Source organism: Micrococcus sp. NPDC078436, assembly GCF_040702705.1.
GTDB lineage: Bacteria > Actinomycetota > Actinomycetes > Actinomycetales > Micrococcaceae > Micrococcus.
The window spans coordinates 1-14,045 of sequence record NZ_JBFBLX010000004.1 but is presented as its reverse complement, the minus strand read 5'-3'; the positions used below and the strand labels follow the sequence as shown (position 1 = coordinate 14,045).

The window sequence follows — 14,045 nt, the reverse complement described above, 5'->3', positions numbered from 1 at the left end:
AGGAGGCCGCCAGGAGCAGGGCCCCGAGGAGGCCGGCCTCCGGGGACGGCGTGCGCGCGGCTCCCTCGTCGGCCGGCCGGGCGGGCCTCAGGCCCCGGCGCCGCGCAGCGCCAGCTCGGTGAGCACGGCGGCCTCGAGCGCCTCGCGGCCCTTGTCCTCGCGCGAACCGGGCAGCCCGGCGCGGTCGCGGGCCTGGTCCTCGGTGTCCACGGTGAGGACGCCGAAGCCGACGGGCACTCCGGTGCGCACGGAGACCTCGGTGACGCCCTGGGTCACGGACTGGCACACGTACTCGAAGTGCGGGGTGCCGCCGCGCACCACGACGCCGAGCACGACCACGACGTCGTGGTCCGCGGCCAGGCGGGCGGCCGCCACGGTCAGCTCGACGGTGCCGGGCACGCGGACGAGGGCCGGTTCCAGGCCGATCTCCGCGGCGGCGGCGCGGGCGCCGGCGATGAGGCCGTCCATGATCTCGGTGTGCCACTGCGCGGCGACGATCACGGCGCGCAGCCCGGCGGCCGTGGCGCGGTCGGCCTCGGACAGGGCGGACAGGGTGGTCTGGGGTGCTCCGTGGCCGCTCATGCGGTCTCCTCCTGGGGGCTCGGGGTGGGGTGCATGGGGGTCGGCGTGGGGGCCGGTTCGCCGAGGTCACGGTCCCCGAGGGCATGGGCCATGCGGTCGCGCTTGGTGCGCAGGTACGCGGCGTTGTGCTCGGTGACGGGCGTGGGGGCGGGCACGCGCTCCACCACCTCGACCCCGCCGGCCCGCAGGCCCGCGACCTTGGCGGGGTTGTTCGTCACGAGGCGCACCCGCGGGTGCCCGGACTCGATCAGCACCCGGGCGGCGCCGGCGTAGTCACGCGCCTCCCCCGGCAGGCCGAGCGCGAGGTTGGCCTCCACGGTGTCCAGGCCCTCCTCCTGGAGGCGGTAGGCGCGGATCTTGGAGGCCAGGCCGATCCCGCGCCCCTCGTGGCCGCGCAGGTAGAGCACCGCGCCGCCCTCGGCCGCGGCGTGCGCCAGGGCGTCCTCGAGCTGCGGCCCGCAGTCGCAGCGCAGGGAGCCGAAGACGTCGCCGGTGAGGCACTCGGAGTGCACGCGCACCGTGAGCGGGTCCTCCGGCGCCGGCACGGGGTCGGCCAGGAGCAGCACGTGCTCCGCCCCCGTCTGCGGGTCGGGGTGCACGCTGACGCGGAAGACGCCGTGGCGGGTGGGCAGGGTGGCCTCGGGGGCGACGTCGGCCGGCAGCGGGCTCTCCGTCTCGAGATGCGCCACGAGGTCCGCGATGGAGACGAGCACGAGGCCGTGCTCGTCGGCGAACGCGCGCAGGGCGGGCAGGCGCATCATCGTGCCGTCGTCGTGGACGAGCTCGGCGATCGCGGCCACCGGGGGCAGGTCCGCGAGCGCGCACAGCTCGACGCCGGCCTCGGTGTGGCCGCGGCGGGCGCGCACGCCCCCGGGGACGGCGCGCAGCGGGAAGACGTGCCCGGGGCGGGTGAGGTCGGCCGGGTCGCTGTCCGCGCCGGCGAGCACGCGCAGGGTGCGGGTGCGGTCGGCGGCACTGATGCCGGTGGTGGTCCCCGCGACGGCGTCGACGCTCACGGTGTACGCGGTCCCCTTGGGGTCCTCGTTCACGGTGGTCATGGGCGGCAGCTCGAGGCGGTCCGCGAGGGCCCCCGGGAGCGGCGCGCAGATCACGCCGGAGGTGTGCCGCACGGTGAACGCGGTGACGGCGTCGGTGGCGAGGGCCGCGGCGTAGATGAGGTCGCCCTCGTTCTCGCGGTCCGCATCGTCCACGACGACGACGGGACGTCCGGCGGCGATCGCGGCGACGGCGTCGGGAATGGCGTCCAGGCGGATGTGCTCACTCCCGTGCTCACTCATGGGCGTCCTCCTCGGCGGCGCGGGTGGCGGGAATCAGGGCGAGGCGCTCGGCGTAGCGGGCCATCACGTCCGTCTCGAGGTTGACGCGGTCCCCCGGGGCGAGCCCGCCGAGGGTGGTGGCCCGCAGGGTGGCGGGGATGATCCCGACCTCGAACCAGTGCTCGGCGTCCCCGGGCGCGGAAACCGCGGTGACGGTGAGGGAGACGCCCTGCAGGGCGATCGAGCCCTGGGCGGGGACGTAGCGCGCGAGCGAGGCGGGCAGGCCGACGCGGATCGTGGTCCACGCGCCCTGGGGCGTGACGGAGAGGACCACCCCGACGCCGTCGACGTGGCCGAGCACGAGGTGCCCGTCGAGGTGGTCCGTGGGGCGCAGGCAGCGCTCGAGGTTGACGCGGTCCCCGGGGACGCGGTCCCCGAGGCTCGTCATCGCGAGGGTCTGCCCCATGAGGTCGGCGCGGAAGAGCGCGTCGGACTCCTCCCCGGAGCGGAGGGCGGTGAGGCACACGCCGTCGACGGCGAGCGAGCCGCCCGCGGGGAGCCCGTCGAGGGCGCCGCCGGCGTCCAGGACGAGCGTGAGCGTGTCCTGCTCGGGGCGCGGCTCGACGGCGCGCACCGTGCCGAGGTGGGTGATGATCCCGGTGAACATGCGGATCCTTTGGTCGTGGGGGCGAGGGGGCAGCAGGGGGCGGGGCGGTGGCCCGGGTCAGGGCGCGGGCATGAGGTGCGTCCAGACGTCCTCGCCGAGGGCCTTCACAGGGCCGCCCTCGGCGGGGTCGGGGACGAGGCGGATCCCGTCGGCGAGCGTGCCGACATCCAGACCGGCGACGGCGGGCAGCCCCGCGCCCAGGAGCAGCGGCGCCGTGTACGCCATGACCTCGTCCACGAGGCCGGCGGAGAACCACGCGCCGAGGACGTGCGGGCCCCCCTCGACGAGGACGTGCTCGGCGCGGCGGCCGTGGGGCCACGGCCCGGGGTGGGCGGCGATCGCCGCGAGCACGTCGTGGGGGTCGCGCTCTCCCGTCTGCAGCACGACGGGGTGCGCGGCGTGCAGCGCGGCGTCGGCGGGGATCCGACGGCGGCCCTGGACCACGGGGACGGGCTGGCGCGCGGCCGCGGCGCCGTCGGCGGCCCGGGCGGTGAGGCGCGGGTCGTCGGCGAGGACGGTGCCCGTGCCCACCACGATCGCGTCCACGCGGGCGCGCACCTCGTGGGCGTGGTGGCGGGAGGCCTCCCCCGTGATCCAGCGGCTCGTCCCGTCGGCGGCGGCGGCGTTCCCGTCGAGGGACTGGGCCAGGTGCGCCGTCACCCAGGGGCGTCCCGCGGCGCGCGCGGCCCGCCAGCGCGCCGTGAGGGCGACGGCGGCCGCCTCCCCCGTCGGGCCCTCCACGCGCACCCCGTGGCGGGACAGGCGGGCGGCGCCCCCGCCGTCGTCACCCGTGGGGTCGGCGACGGCGTAGCGCAGGGCGCCGAAGCCCGCGCGGAGGACGGCCTCCGAGCACGGGCCCGTAGTGCCGGTGTGGTCGCAGGGCTCGAGGGTCACGTGGAGCGTGAGGTCGCCCGGGTCTAGGTCCGCGAGCGAGGGGTCCGCGGCCCGCGCCGCCTCCCACCGCTCGATCGCGTCCACCTCGGCGTGCGCGGTGCCGCGGCCGCGGTGGTGCCCGACGGCGAGCACGGCGCCGTCGGGGGCGGTCAGGACGGCGCCCACGAGCGGGTTGGCGCCGCGCACGCCGCGCAGGGCCGCGGCGGCGGCGAGGTCCATGGGGGTGCTCATCGAGGGGGTGCTCATCGCGTGCCCTCCCGGTCCTTGGCGCGCAGCCACACGAAGAAGCCGATCAGGGTGAAGACCCCGTAGAACGCGTACATCACCGCGGAGGCGTAGTAGCCGCTGCTCCACAGCAGGGGGACGCCGACGACGTCCACGGCCACCCACACGAGCCAGAACTCCACCCAGCCGCGGGCCATGCCGTACGTGGCGAGCAGGGAGCCGACGAAGGTCCAGGCGTCCGCCCACACCGGCTCCCACGAGCCGAGGGCGCGGAACACCGGGGTGAGGGCGAGGGTGCCGATCAGCATGCCCAGCACGAGGAGCGTCCGCCCGCCCCGGCCTGCCCACTCGGGGGTGATCGCGGGGGCGTGGTCGCCGCGGCCGCGGCTCGCGGCCCGCCAGCGGGCCCAGCCGTACACGGAGACCGCGATGAACATGACCTGGCGGCCGGCCTGGCCGAGGAGCGTCGCGTGGTCGGCGCCGCCGAAGAGGGAGGCGAGGAACACCGTGAGCAGGAGCGCGTTGCCGATGATCCCGACGGGCCATGCCCAGACCTTGCGGGCCATGCCGCCGAGCGCGGAGGCCAGCCCGAAGAGGTTGCCGATCACCTCCCGCATCAGGAGGCCGCCGCCGGCGACGGGGATGGTCCAGGTGAAGACGTCCACGAGCCACTGCATGGGGGCTGACGCCACCTCCTCGGTTCGGGACTCCGAGGGGTGCGCTCCGCAGCCCTCCCGCGTCAGCGCGCGGGACGGCACGGCCGCGTGCCTCTCCCATCCCGACTGTACGGTCGGCACCGGAATTCCACCGGTCAGGCCGCGGTCCCGGACCCTCGGGTGAGGGCGGGGCGCGCGGTTAGCGGGCTGTCACCGCCGGTGCGGACTTCCACCGCATCTCGGAGCACGTTGCGTGCGCCAGTATGCCACGCGGCCTCGGGGGTTCGCGGGGCCGGCGCTGCGGGCCGAGGGTGTTCAGCCGCAGGCGTGACGCGCGGCGTCCCGCAGGGCGACGACGGCCGCGTCCGGATCGTCGGCGCCGAACACGGCGGAGCCGGCCACGAAGGTGTCCGCCCCGGCCTCGGCCGCGCGCTCGATCGTGTCCCTGTTGACGCCGCCGTCCACCTGGAGGGCGAGCGGAGTCGCGGCGCCGTCCAGGGCGGCGCGGGCGCGGCGGATCTTGGGCAGCACGACGTCCAGGAACGCTTGGCCCCCGAAGCCGGGCTCCACCGTCATCAGCAGGAGCATGTCCAGCTCGGGGAGCATGTCCAGGTACGGCTCGACGGGGGTGGCCGGCTTGAGCGCCATGCCCGCCCGGGACCCGCGGGCGCGCAGCTCGCGGGCCAGGCGTACGGGGGCGCCGGAGGCCTCGGCGTGGAAGGTCACGGACTCGGCGCCGGCCTCGGCGTAGTCCGGGGCCCACCGGTCGGCGTCGGCGATCATCAGGTGGATGTCCAGGGGAAGCGCCGTGGCGGCCCGGATGGCCTGGACGACGGGCAGGCCGAGCGTCAGGTTCGGGACGAAGTGGTTGTCCATCACGTCCACGTGCACCGCGTCCGCACTCGGGATGCGGGCGAGCTCCTCCGCCAGCCGGGCGAAGTCCGCCGAGAGGATCGAGGGGTGGAGACGGGGGCTGTGCAGACGCGGGGCGTGCGGACCCTCAGCCACGGTCCTCACCCTCCGCCGGCGCCCGGAACAGGGCGAGGAACATCGCGTCCGTGCCGTGGCGGTGGGGCCAGAGCTGGGCGGTGCGGGCCGTGGCCTCCTCGGCCGGGGGTCCGTCGTCCGCCCCGCCGTCACCGGCGCCGCCGCCGGCCGGGGCACCGCCGAGCCCGAGGTCCGCGAGCGCGACCTCCGCGAGCGCCGCCGGGGCGTCGACCTGCTCGAGCCGCGGGTGGCGGCGCAGCAGGTCCTGGACCTGGACCGTCGTCTCGGCCACGTGCGGGGAGCACGTGACGTAGGCGAGCACGCCGCCGGGAGCGAGGACGGAGACGGCGGCGTCCAGGAGCTCGGCCTGCAGACCGGTGAGCTCGGCGAGGTCGGCCGGCGTGCGGCGCCAGCGGGACTCGGGCCGGCGGCGCAGGGCGCCCAGGCCGGTGCAGGGGGCGTCCACGAGGATCCGGTCGTAGCCGTCCCCCGGGGTCTCCACCGCGTCGGCGATCCGCCGCCCGTCCCCCGTGTGCGCCGTCCAGGCCTCCCGCGGCACGGCGGCCAGGGCGGAGCGGACCAGGTCGGTGCGGTGCGGTGCGAGCTCGTTGGCCGTGAGCGTGGCGCCGCGCTCGGCGGCCAGCGCGGCCAGCAGGGCGGCCTTGCCGCCGGGCCCCGCGCACAGGTCGAGCCAGCGCTCGGCCCGCTCGGAGGCGTCGGACTCGCGGGGCACGGCCACGAGGGCGCGGGCCGTCAGCTGGGAGCCGACGTCCTGCACCCGGACGAGGCCCTCACGCACCCCGGGCAGGCGGGAGGCGTCGCCGCCGGCGTGCAGGGCGGAGCCGGGAGCCAGCGGGCCGGGCTCGGCGCCGTCCGCGATCACCCGGGCGAGCGCCTCCTCCCCGCCGTCGACGGGCAGGGCCACGAGGTTCACCACCGGTGCCGCGTTGTCCGCGGCGAGCAGCTCCTCGATCTGGTCGGCGTCCGCGCCGGGGTGGGCGGCGAGCGCCTGGCGCAGTGCGCGCACGATCCACACGGGATGGGAGGTGCGCACCGCCAGGGCGGCGTCGCCGCCGTCGGCCGGGGCGACGTCGGCCAGCCAGTCCTCGAGCGGGCGCTCGGAGACACGGCGCAGGACGGCGTTGACGAAGCCGGACGGCCCGGCGCCGATCTCGGAGCGCACGAGCGCGACCGTGGCGTCGAGCGCGGCATGCGCGGGCACGCGCATGGCGAGCAGCTGGTGGGCGCCGAGGCGCAGCGCGTCCAGCACGGGCGGGTCGATCTGCTCCAGGGGACGGTCCACGCAGCGGGCCAGGACGGCGTCGTAGAGTCCGCGGCCGCGCAGGGTGCCGTAGGCCAGCTCCGTGGCGAAGGCGGCGTCGCGGCGGTCCAGCCGGGCCTGGCGGATGCGCGGGGGCAGCACGAGGTTCGCGTAGGCGTCCTCGGCGTGGACGGCGCGCACGGCCTCGAACGCCACCCGGCGCGCGGGGTCGGCGCTGCGGGAGCGCTGCGAGGGCGCCTGGGACGAGAACTGCCGTCCCGCTCCGGAGCGGCCGCGGCTGCGGGTGCGCCCCTGCGCGTCGCGGCGGGGCTCGCCGCGCCTGCCCTTGCCGGCTGCGGCCGGCCGGCCGGAGCGCTCTCCGCCTCCGGCGCCGCCGCGCCCGCGGCCCTGGCCGCCGGTCCCCTCGGATGCTCCGCTCATGCTCGTCCCTCCTGCCGTGCGGCGGCCCGTTCGGCCGCCCGCTGCTGCTCCCGCTCCCCGTGGGCCGCGAGCGCGGCGCCGGAGAGGAGCGTGGCGCCCTCGCCGGCGCCGCGCGCCCAGTCGAGGGCGGGCATGGTCGTCTTGCCGGCCGGCTGGACCGTGCTCAGCCGCACCGCGCCGTCGTCGGTCCGCAGCCAGGCGCCCTTGGCCACCACGGCGATGCGTCCCGGGGCCAGCGGCGCGAGCTCGGCCGGCCAGGCGGCGTCGTCCTCGGCCACGGGGGCGACGCCGCCGAGCTTGAAGCGCACGGGCTCGGCGTCTGCGCGGGCCGCCAGCCAGCCCCAGGCGCCCGGCTCGGGGGTGACACCGTTGATGCGCGCGGCCACCCGGCCGGCGGGGGCGGCGGCGTCCACCAGGCCGTCCGCGGCGGTGAGCTTGGCGGCGTGGGTGGGCTCGCCCTCCTGGGGCGCGGCGACGGCGGTGCCGTCCGCGAGCGCGTCGAGCACGTCCAGCATCAGCGGGCCGCCCCGTTCGGCGAGGTCCGCCAGCAGGTCGCCCGAGGTCTCGTCGGGGGCCACCTCGCGCGTGAGGCGGGCGAACACCGGGCCGGTGTCCAGGCCCTCCTCGAGCTGGAACACGTCCGCCCCCGTCACCGCGACGCCGTCCATCACGGCGCGCTGCACCGGGGCGGCGCCGCGGTAGGCGGGCAGATGCGAGAAGTGCAGGTTGAGCCACCCCAGGCGCGGGATCCGCAGCGCGTCGGCGGGGACGAGCGCCCCGTAGGCGACGACCACTGCGACGTCGGCGTCCAGCCCGCGGATCGAGGCCACCGCCTCGGCGCCGGCCTCGCCGCGCAGGCGATCCGCCTTGACGGCGGGGAGCCCGGCCTCGGCCGCCGCCGCCGCGACGGGCGAGGGCGTGAGCACCCGCTTGCGGCCGACGGGAGCGTCCGGGCGGGTGAGGACGCCCACGACCTCGTGGTCGGAGGCCAGCAGGGCGCGCAGCACGGGCACGGCGGTGGCCGGCGTGCCGGCGAAGAGGACGCGCAGGGGGGCGCTCATCGGCCGCCTCCCCGGGCCGAGCCGGCGAAGACGGAGCCGACGGCGGCGGCGCGCTCCGCACTCACCCGGGCGGCGGTGCGGTCGACCTCGCCGGCCCGCAGGCGGCGGCGGGCCTCGCGGCGCTCGTCGCCGTCGAGCCGGTCGATGTAGAGCATGCCGTCGAGGTGGTCGGCCTCGTGCTGCAGGCAGCGGGCCACCAGGCCCGTCCCCCGGTGCTCGACGGGCGCCCCGTCCACGTCGACGCCGGTCACGACGGCCTCGACGGCGCGCGCAGGGTGGTAGCGCAGCCCGGGCACGGAGAGGCAGCCCTCGCCGAGGTCCCGGCTGGTCTCCTCGCCCCGGACCAGCACGGGGTTCACCACGTGGCCGGCCACGCCGTCCACGTCGAACACGAAGACCCGCAGGCCCACGCCCACCTGCGGGGCGGCGAGCCCCACGCCGCCGACGGCGTGCATGGTCTCGACCATGTCCGCGACGAGGCGGCGCACGTCGACGCCCGCGGGGACGGGCGCGGCGGGGGTGCGCAGCACGGGATCGGGCACAGTGCGGAGGGGGAGGACGGTCACGCGGTCACCCTATCGGCCGGGCCCGCCTCCGCGGCCGCGGACCCGGTGCCGGTCGGCTCCGCCGCCCCGCCGAAGGCCGCCGCGCGGGCGGCCTCCAGGCCGCCCGCCGACGCTGCCGGGACCGCCACCGGGGGCGGGCCGATCACGCGCAGCGCCGGGCCGGCGTCAGCGACGGCCTGCGCGTGCGTCCACACCTGGCGCAGCGCCCAGAACTTGTGCCAGTGCCGCGGCAGCACGGCGGGGTTGGCCTGGTGGACGGCCACCTCCGTCTCCCCCAGGGCGACGCCGAGCAGCATCTCCGCGGCGCCGTGCTGCCAGGGCTCCCACGTGCCGGCCTCGGCGTCCACGAGCGACTCCTCCGCCTTGAGGCCCGCGGTGAGCTGCATGACCACCTTCGGGTCGAGCGCCTTGACGCGGCCGTCCCTGCCGGTGCCCTTGGTCTTGTAGTCGATCAGGCACAGCCGACCGCCGATCCGCGCCACGAGGTCCAGGGTGCCGGCGTAGCCCACGGTGTGGTTCCACACGGTGATCTCTGCGGCCACTGGCCTCACGTCGTAGAGGTCCCACCACTCGTCGAAGCGGTCTGCGTAGGCCCCCTCCCCCTGCTCGATCAGTGCGGCCCGGGCCTCGGCCATGGTGTGCGGCTGCCCGAGGGCGCGGCGCGAGACCTGCTCCGCGTAGTCGTGGACGCGGTCTCCGCGCTCGGCCGCGGCGTCGCGGAAGCGCGCGGCCGCGTCCGCCGACTGGCGTGCGACCTCCCGCAGGCGGGCGGAGGAGCCGACCGCCTGGGCCAGGCGCTCGTCCTTGACCACGGCGTCCGCGGCCATCCATCCGATCCAGCCGTCCAGGTCCGTCTTCTCCATGCCGATCACCGTCGTGATGGAGGGGACTTCGGGCAGGCCGGAGAGCGAGCGGGCGTACATGCGTCCGGACGGCGTCTGGTGCGCGAGTCGTGGCTGGGTCATGGTCAGACATCCTCTCAAACGCCCCGGACGGGACAGGGCGGCGGGGACGGTCAGGATCCGCCCGGACACGCCGGCACGGGGCCGATTTGGCGGGAGGGCCCGGCATGGTCTAGAGTTCTTTCTCGTTGGAAATCGCGGTTTCGGTTCTTCGGAACGGGCTCCCGGTTCCCTTCTGCGGATGTAGCTCAGCTGGCTAGAGCGCCACCTTGCCAAGGTGGAGGTCGCGAGTTCGAATCTCGTCATCCGCTCGCTCCACCTTCACCCCTGGTCGGGTGGCCGAGAGGCGAGGCAGCGGCCTGCAAAGCCGTATACGCGGGTTCGAATCCCGTCCCGACCTCGCAGTCCCCCGGCATGAGGGTGGCCGCATGTTCACCGTTCCTCGGAATGGATGAGCGCGATTAGCGCAGCGGTAGCGCGCTTCCCTGACACGGAAGAGGTCACTGGTTCGATCCCAGTATCGCGCACGGACTGACCCCCTCGCGGGGCGGGCCACGCGGATGTAGCTCAGCTGGCTAGAGCGCCACCTTGCCAAGGTGGAGGTCGCGAGTTCGAATCTCGTCATCCGCTCCACCTCGAAGGCCCCCTCCCCGCACGGGAGGGGGCCTTCGTCGTCGGAGGCCGGGGCCAGCGCGGCCCACGCCGGGGCGGGCGCGCGGCCCGCCCCGGCTCAGCGGGTCACTTCGCCTCGACCTCGCCCAGCTGTCCCTCGCGCACGAGCGCGGTCATGCGGGAGACGGTGCGGAAGTACTTCTTCATGTACCCGCCGTGCATCATCTCCTGGGTGAACAGGTCGTCGAACGGCACGCCGGAGGCGACGACAGGCACGTCCTTGTCGTAGAGCCGGTCCGCGAACACCACGAACCGCAGGGCCGTGGCCTGGTCCGTGATGGTGCGCACACCATGGAGCGCGACGACGTCGACGTCCTTGACGAGCTCGCGATAGCGCGAGGGGTGGACGCGGGAGAGCATCGCGGTGAGCGCATCGAAGTCGTCCACCGCGACGACGCCGGCGTGCGGGAAGTTGGCCTGCACGGTGCGCTCCACCTCGGCGTCCGGCAGCGGGGCCGGGGCGGCGGCGAGCCCGCGGTGGCGGTAGTCCTCGCCGTCGACGCGGATGACGTCGAACTGCTCGGAGAGCACCTGGATCTCGCGCTTGAAGTCCTGCGCCGCGAACCGTCCCTCGCCGAGCGAGCCCGGCAGGGTGTTGGAGGTGGCCACGAGGCGCACGCCCGCGTCGGCCAGCTCGCGCATAAGGCGGGACATCAGGACCGTGTCCCCCGGGTCGTCGAGCTCGAACTCGTCGATGCACACGAGCGTGTACTGCGTGAGCACGTCCACCGCGTTGCGGAAGCCCAGCGCGCCCACCAGGTTGGTGTACTCCACGAACGTGCCGAACGCCTTGGGCCCCGGGGCGGCGTGCCACGTGGAGGCCAGCAGGTGGGTCTTGCCGACGCCGAAGCCGCCGTCGAGGTAGATGCCGGCCGGCTGGGCCGAGGCCTTGGGACGGCCGCCGCCGAACAGCCCGCCGAAGAAGCCGCCGCCGCCCCCGGCCGCGGGGCGCCCGATCGACGCGGCGAAGTCGCGCAGCCGCTGCACGGCCTCGGCCTGGGAGGGATGCGCGGGATCCGGGATGTAGGAGTCGAAGGACACCTCCCCGAACCGGTAGGAGGGATGGAAGCCGGCGAGCAGCTGGTCCGGGGTGACCTGCGGCGAGCGGTCGGCGAGGTGGACGGTCTGGGCCACGGGGTGCTCCATCCTTGATGTGGGGGGGCGGACTACCGGGCCATGCTACCGGCGCGGTCGTGGCCGCCCCAGGGGGTGCCCGCCCCGGCCCGGCGCCGGGCGGACCCGCCCCCGGCGTCGGGAGGCCCCGTCTGCTGCCCGGCGTGTGACCCCGCGTGTCCGGATTGAGGCTCGCCTTCCCCATTACGCATCATCGGCCTGGCGTAATGTGGCACCCATGACCGAGAACACCGCGCAGACCACCGAGTACGCCCATCCCGAGAAGCTCGTCTCCACGCAGTGGGTCGCCGACCACGTCCACGACGCGGACGTCGTGGTCCTGGAGTCCAATGAGGACGCCCTGCTGTACGCCACCGGCCACGTCCCCGGCGCCCAGCGGATCGACTGGCACACCGAGCTCAACGACCCCGTGGCCCGCGACTTGGTGGGCCCCGAGGCGTTCGCCGAGCTGGCCGCCTCGAAGGGCATCTCCCGCGACACCACCGTGGTCTTCTACGGCGACAAGTCCAACTGGTGGGCCGCCTACGCCCTCTGGGTCTTCACCCTCTACGGCCACGAGGACGTGCGCCTCATGGACGGCGGCCGCGACAAGTGGATCGCCGAGGGCCGCGAGACCACCCGCGAGGTCCCGCAGGTCGAGCGCGCCGAGTACCCCGTGGTGCAGCGCGACGACACCACCGAGCGCGCCGCCCGCGAGGACGTCCTCGCCGCGATCGGCACCACGCCGCTGATCGACGTCCGCTCCCCCGCCGAGTACACGGGCGAGACCACCCACATGGCCGGCTACCCGCAGGAGGGCACGCTGCGCGGCGGCCACATCCCGACCGCGGCCTCCGTGCCCTGGGCGAAGGCCGCGAACGAGGACGGCACCTTCAAGTCCCGCGCCGAGCTCGAGGAGATCTACCGCGACGGCGCCGGCCTGAAGGAGGGCGACGACGTGATCGCCTACTGCCGCATCGGCGAGCGCTCGTCCCACACCTGGTTCGTCCTCAAGCACCTGTTGGGCCACGAGGACGTCCGCAACTACGACGGCTCGTGGACCGAGTGGGGCAACGGCGTCCGCCTGCCGATCGCCCTGGGCGAGGAGCCCGGCGCGGCGCCCGCGCGCTGATCCACCGCTGAACCGTCACGGAACCGTCGCACGCGTGGCGCCCGCCGCCCTGGACGAGTCCGGCCCTCACCCCGCGGGGTGAGGGCCGGACTCGTGTCGGCGTGAGGCGCGTCGGCGCGACCTCAGGCGCCGGTGACGCTGCGGACGATGCCGTAGACGAGGGCGCTCACGGCTGCGAGGCCGGCGAGGACCACGAACACGTTGGAGGCCTTCCCCCGGTAGGGGGCGAGGGCGTCCAGCCGGTGGATCGCGTAGATCGGCATGAGGAACAGGATCATGGCGATCACCGGCCCGCCGACGGTCTCGATGAGGCCGAGGACGCTGGGGTTGGCGATCGCCGCGGCCCAGGTCGTGAAGAAGATGACGACGGCGATGACCAGGCGCAGGGTGCGGGCGCTGATGCGGGAGCCGTCCTTGTCCACCAGGGAGCGGACGACGCCGGCGGCGCCCTCGGCCGCGCCGAGGTAGTGGCCGAAGAAGGAGGAGACGATCGCCAGGAACGCGACGACCGGGCCGAGCAGCGAGATCAGCGGCGAGCCGTGGACGTTGGCCAGGTAGGACAGCACCGGGAGGTTCTGCTCCTGGGCCTCGGCCATGCCGTCCGGGCCGAGCGCCAGCACGCAGGACCACACGAAGAACATGGTGAAGACGACGAGCAGGCCCGTGACCTTGGCCAGCACCGCCGAGGCGCGCGTGGCCGCGCCCGCTCCGTACTGGCGCTGCATGGCCAGGGAGAACTGGGAGATCGCCGGCGAGTGGTTGAACGCGAACACCAGGACGGGGATGACCAGCCACGTGGAGAGCAGGATGCCGCCCAGGTCCACCGGGCCGCCGGTGAAGAGGGCGTCCGGCTTCCAGGACGGGATGAGGTAGAGGCTCGCCCCGAAGAGGATGAGGATCAGGGGGTAGACCAACCACCCGGTGATCGCGAGCATGAGCTTCTGCCCGGCGATCATCACGGCCATCATGAGGGCGATCAGCACGAACGAGAGCAGCGGGCGGGGCAGGGAGGCCAGGCCCAGCTGGTTCACCATGAACGAGTCCACCGTGTTGGTGATGGAGACGCCGTAGATCAGCACGATCGGGTAGATCGCCAGGAAGTACAGGACGGAGATGAGCCCGCCGACCCCGGGGCCGAACGTGCTGCGGGCCACGGCGGTGATGTCGTCGCCCGGGTTGGGGGACGCGCACACGAACCGGGAGAGCGCCCGGTGGGAGAAGTACGTCATGGGGGCGATCAGGAGGGTGGCGATGATGAGCGGCCACACGCCGCCCAGGCCCGCCTTGATCGGCAGGAACAGGACTCCCGCGCCGACGGCCGTGCCGAAGAGCGAGACGACCCACCCCCGCTCGACACGGCGGTCCGGTGTGGGGTCGGCGTCGGGGTCGATGGCGACGGCGGGCGCTGACGAATCCCCTGCGTCGTGGAACTGGTGTGAGACGGATGACATGGGCTCCAGTCTAGGAAGGGGCAGGCGGGACCGTTGACCGCCGTGCGGGGGGCCGTCACTAGATGTTGTGGGTCATGAGGTTCTTGCCACGGGGTACGGGCTGAGATGAGACGAGCGGGTCCCTGCCGCAGGATGGAAGTTCCTCAACAACCCACCTG

13 protein-coding genes and 4 tRNA genes are annotated in these 14,045 nt (G+C 75.2%); 5 read left to right on the top strand and 12 right to left on the bottom strand.

What is annotated here, in order from left to right:
- Positions 1 to 87: 87 nt before the first annotated feature.
- From ribH to AB0302_RS03515, 10 genes are all read right to left on the bottom strand, one after another.
- On the bottom strand, positions 88 to 582 hold the full coding sequence (gene ribH, locus AB0302_RS03560) for a 6,7-dimethyl-8-ribityllumazine synthase (protein ID WP_248116917.1): 495 nt from the start codon (positions 580 to 582) through the stop codon (positions 88 to 90).
- A complete protein-coding gene (gene ribB, locus AB0302_RS03555; RefSeq protein WP_366370536.1) occupies positions 579 to 1,880 on the bottom strand; it encodes a 3,4-dihydroxy-2-butanone-4-phosphate synthase in 1,302 nt (433 codons plus the stop codon). The genes ribH and ribB overlap by 4 nt, the downstream gene beginning before the upstream one ends.
- Complete coding sequence (locus AB0302_RS03550) at positions 1,873 to 2,526, bottom strand: riboflavin synthase (RefSeq protein ID WP_366370535.1); 654 nt, start codon at positions 2,524 to 2,526, stop codon at positions 1,873 to 1,875. The genes ribB and AB0302_RS03550 overlap by 8 nt, the downstream gene beginning before the upstream one ends.
- A gap of 57 nt (positions 2,527 to 2,583) precedes the next feature.
- Positions 2,584 to 3,666: a bifunctional diaminohydroxyphosphoribosylaminopyrimidine deaminase/5-amino-6-(5-phosphoribosylamino)uracil reductase RibD gene (gene ribD, locus AB0302_RS03545; RefSeq protein ID WP_366370534.1), complete on the bottom strand. Its 1,083-nt coding sequence runs from the start codon at positions 3,664 to 3,666 to the stop codon at positions 2,584 to 2,586.
- Positions 3,663 to 4,322 carry a nicotinamide riboside transporter PnuC gene (pnuC, locus tag AB0302_RS03540; RefSeq protein WP_319074844.1) on the bottom strand — a complete coding sequence of 220 codons (660 nt, stop codon included), beginning with the start codon at positions 4,320 to 4,322 and terminating at the stop codon, positions 3,663 to 3,665. Before pnuC ends, ribD begins: the two co-directional genes overlap by 4 nt.
- Positions 4,323 to 4,616: 294 nt before the next feature.
- Positions 4,617 to 5,309, bottom strand: a complete 693-nt coding sequence (gene rpe / locus AB0302_RS03535) for a ribulose-phosphate 3-epimerase (RefSeq protein ID WP_298710342.1) — start codon at positions 5,307 to 5,309, stop codon at positions 4,617 to 4,619.
- Positions 5,302 to 6,990, bottom strand: a complete 1,689-nt coding sequence (locus AB0302_RS03530) for a transcription antitermination factor NusB (RefSeq protein WP_366370533.1) — start codon at positions 6,988 to 6,990, stop codon at positions 5,302 to 5,304. Before AB0302_RS03530 ends, rpe begins: the two co-directional genes overlap by 8 nt.
- On the bottom strand, positions 6,987 to 8,051 hold the full coding sequence (locus tag AB0302_RS03525; RefSeq protein ID WP_366370532.1) for a methionyl-tRNA formyltransferase: 1,065 nt from the start codon (positions 8,049 to 8,051) through the stop codon (positions 6,987 to 6,989). The genes AB0302_RS03530 and AB0302_RS03525 overlap by 4 nt, the downstream gene beginning before the upstream one ends.
- On the bottom strand, positions 8,048 to 8,617 hold the full coding sequence (gene def / locus AB0302_RS03520; RefSeq protein WP_319074852.1) for a peptide deformylase: 570 nt from the start codon (positions 8,615 to 8,617) through the stop codon (positions 8,048 to 8,050). Before def ends, AB0302_RS03525 begins: the two co-directional genes overlap by 4 nt.
- Complete coding sequence (locus AB0302_RS03515; RefSeq protein WP_366370531.1) at positions 8,614 to 9,582, bottom strand: cytochrome; 969 nt, start codon at positions 9,580 to 9,582, stop codon at positions 8,614 to 8,616. The genes def and AB0302_RS03515 overlap by 4 nt, the downstream gene beginning before the upstream one ends.
- A gap of 174 nt (positions 9,583 to 9,756) precedes the next feature.
- On the opposite strand from AB0302_RS03515, the gene AB0302_RS03510 reads away from it, so the two are divergent.
- From AB0302_RS03510 to AB0302_RS03495, 4 genes are all read left to right on the top strand, one after another.
- Positions 9,757 to 9,830, top strand: a tRNA-Gly gene (locus AB0302_RS03510).
- 18 nt (positions 9,831 to 9,848) lie between these two features.
- Positions 9,849 to 9,919, top strand: a tRNA-Cys gene (locus AB0302_RS03505).
- A 55-nt stretch (positions 9,920 to 9,974) separates the two neighbouring features.
- A tRNA-Val gene (locus AB0302_RS03500) sits at positions 9,975 to 10,046 on the top strand.
- A 29-nt stretch (positions 10,047 to 10,075) separates the two neighbouring features.
- Positions 10,076 to 10,152 (top strand) — tRNA-Gly (locus AB0302_RS03495).
- Between the two features lie 105 nt (positions 10,153 to 10,257).
- On the opposite strand, the gene zapE is transcribed toward AB0302_RS03495, so the two are convergent.
- Positions 10,258 to 11,325, bottom strand: a complete 1,068-nt coding sequence (zapE, locus tag AB0302_RS03490; RefSeq protein WP_319074857.1) for a cell division protein ZapE — start codon at positions 11,323 to 11,325, stop codon at positions 10,258 to 10,260.
- A 217-nt stretch (positions 11,326 to 11,542) separates the two neighbouring features.
- On the opposite strand from zapE, the gene AB0302_RS03485 reads away from it, so the two are divergent.
- The gene (locus AB0302_RS03485; RefSeq protein WP_319074858.1) at positions 11,543 to 12,436 is read left to right on the top strand and encodes a sulfurtransferase; all 894 of its coding nucleotides are present in this window, start codon (positions 11,543 to 11,545) and stop codon (positions 12,434 to 12,436) included.
- Between the two features lie 122 nt (positions 12,437 to 12,558).
- Here AB0302_RS03485 and AB0302_RS03480 read toward each other — a convergent pair whose 3' ends face one another.
- Positions 12,559 to 13,887 (bottom strand): HAAAP family serine/threonine permease, encoded by a 1,329-nt coding sequence (locus AB0302_RS03480; RefSeq protein WP_366370530.1) that lies wholly within the window; start codon positions 13,885 to 13,887, stop codon positions 12,559 to 12,561.
- Between the last annotated feature and the right edge of the window lie 158 nt (positions 13,888 to 14,045).

Bases quoted from the DNA above. Each gene is read 5' to 3' on its own strand.
- pnuC (WP_319074844.1), bottom strand. From the start codon at position 4,322: ATGCAGTGGCTCGTGGACGTCTTCACCTGGACCATCCCCGTCGCCGGC.
- AB0302_RS03485 (WP_319074858.1), top strand. From the start codon at position 11,543: ATGACCGAGAACACCGCGCAGACCACCGAGTACGCCCATCCCGAGAAG.
- ribH (WP_248116917.1), bottom strand. From the start codon at position 582: ATGAGCGGCCACGGAGCACCCCAGACCACCCTGTCCGCCCTGTCCGAG.
- AB0302_RS03530 (WP_366370533.1), bottom strand. From the start codon at position 6,990: ATGAGCGGAGCATCCGAGGGGACCGGCGGCCAGGGCCGCGGGCGCGGC.
- AB0302_RS03525 (WP_366370532.1), bottom strand. From the start codon at position 8,051: ATGAGCGCCCCCCTGCGCGTCCTCTTCGCCGGCACGCCGGCCACCGCC.
- ribB (WP_366370536.1), bottom strand. From the start codon at position 1,880: ATGAGTGAGCACGGGAGTGAGCACATCCGCCTGGACGCCATTCCCGAC.
- AB0302_RS03550 (WP_366370535.1), bottom strand. From the start codon at position 2,526: ATGTTCACCGGGATCATCACCCACCTCGGCACGGTGCGCGCCGTCGAG.
- AB0302_RS03515 (WP_366370531.1), bottom strand. From the start codon at position 9,582: ATGACCCAGCCACGACTCGCGCACCAGACGCCGTCCGGACGCATGTAC.
- AB0302_RS03480 (WP_366370530.1), bottom strand. From the start codon at position 13,887: ATGTCATCCGTCTCACACCAGTTCCACGACGCAGGGGATTCGTCAGCG.
- ribD (WP_366370534.1), bottom strand. From the start codon at position 3,666: ATGAGCACCCCCTCGATGAGCACCCCCATGGACCTCGCCGCCGCCGCG.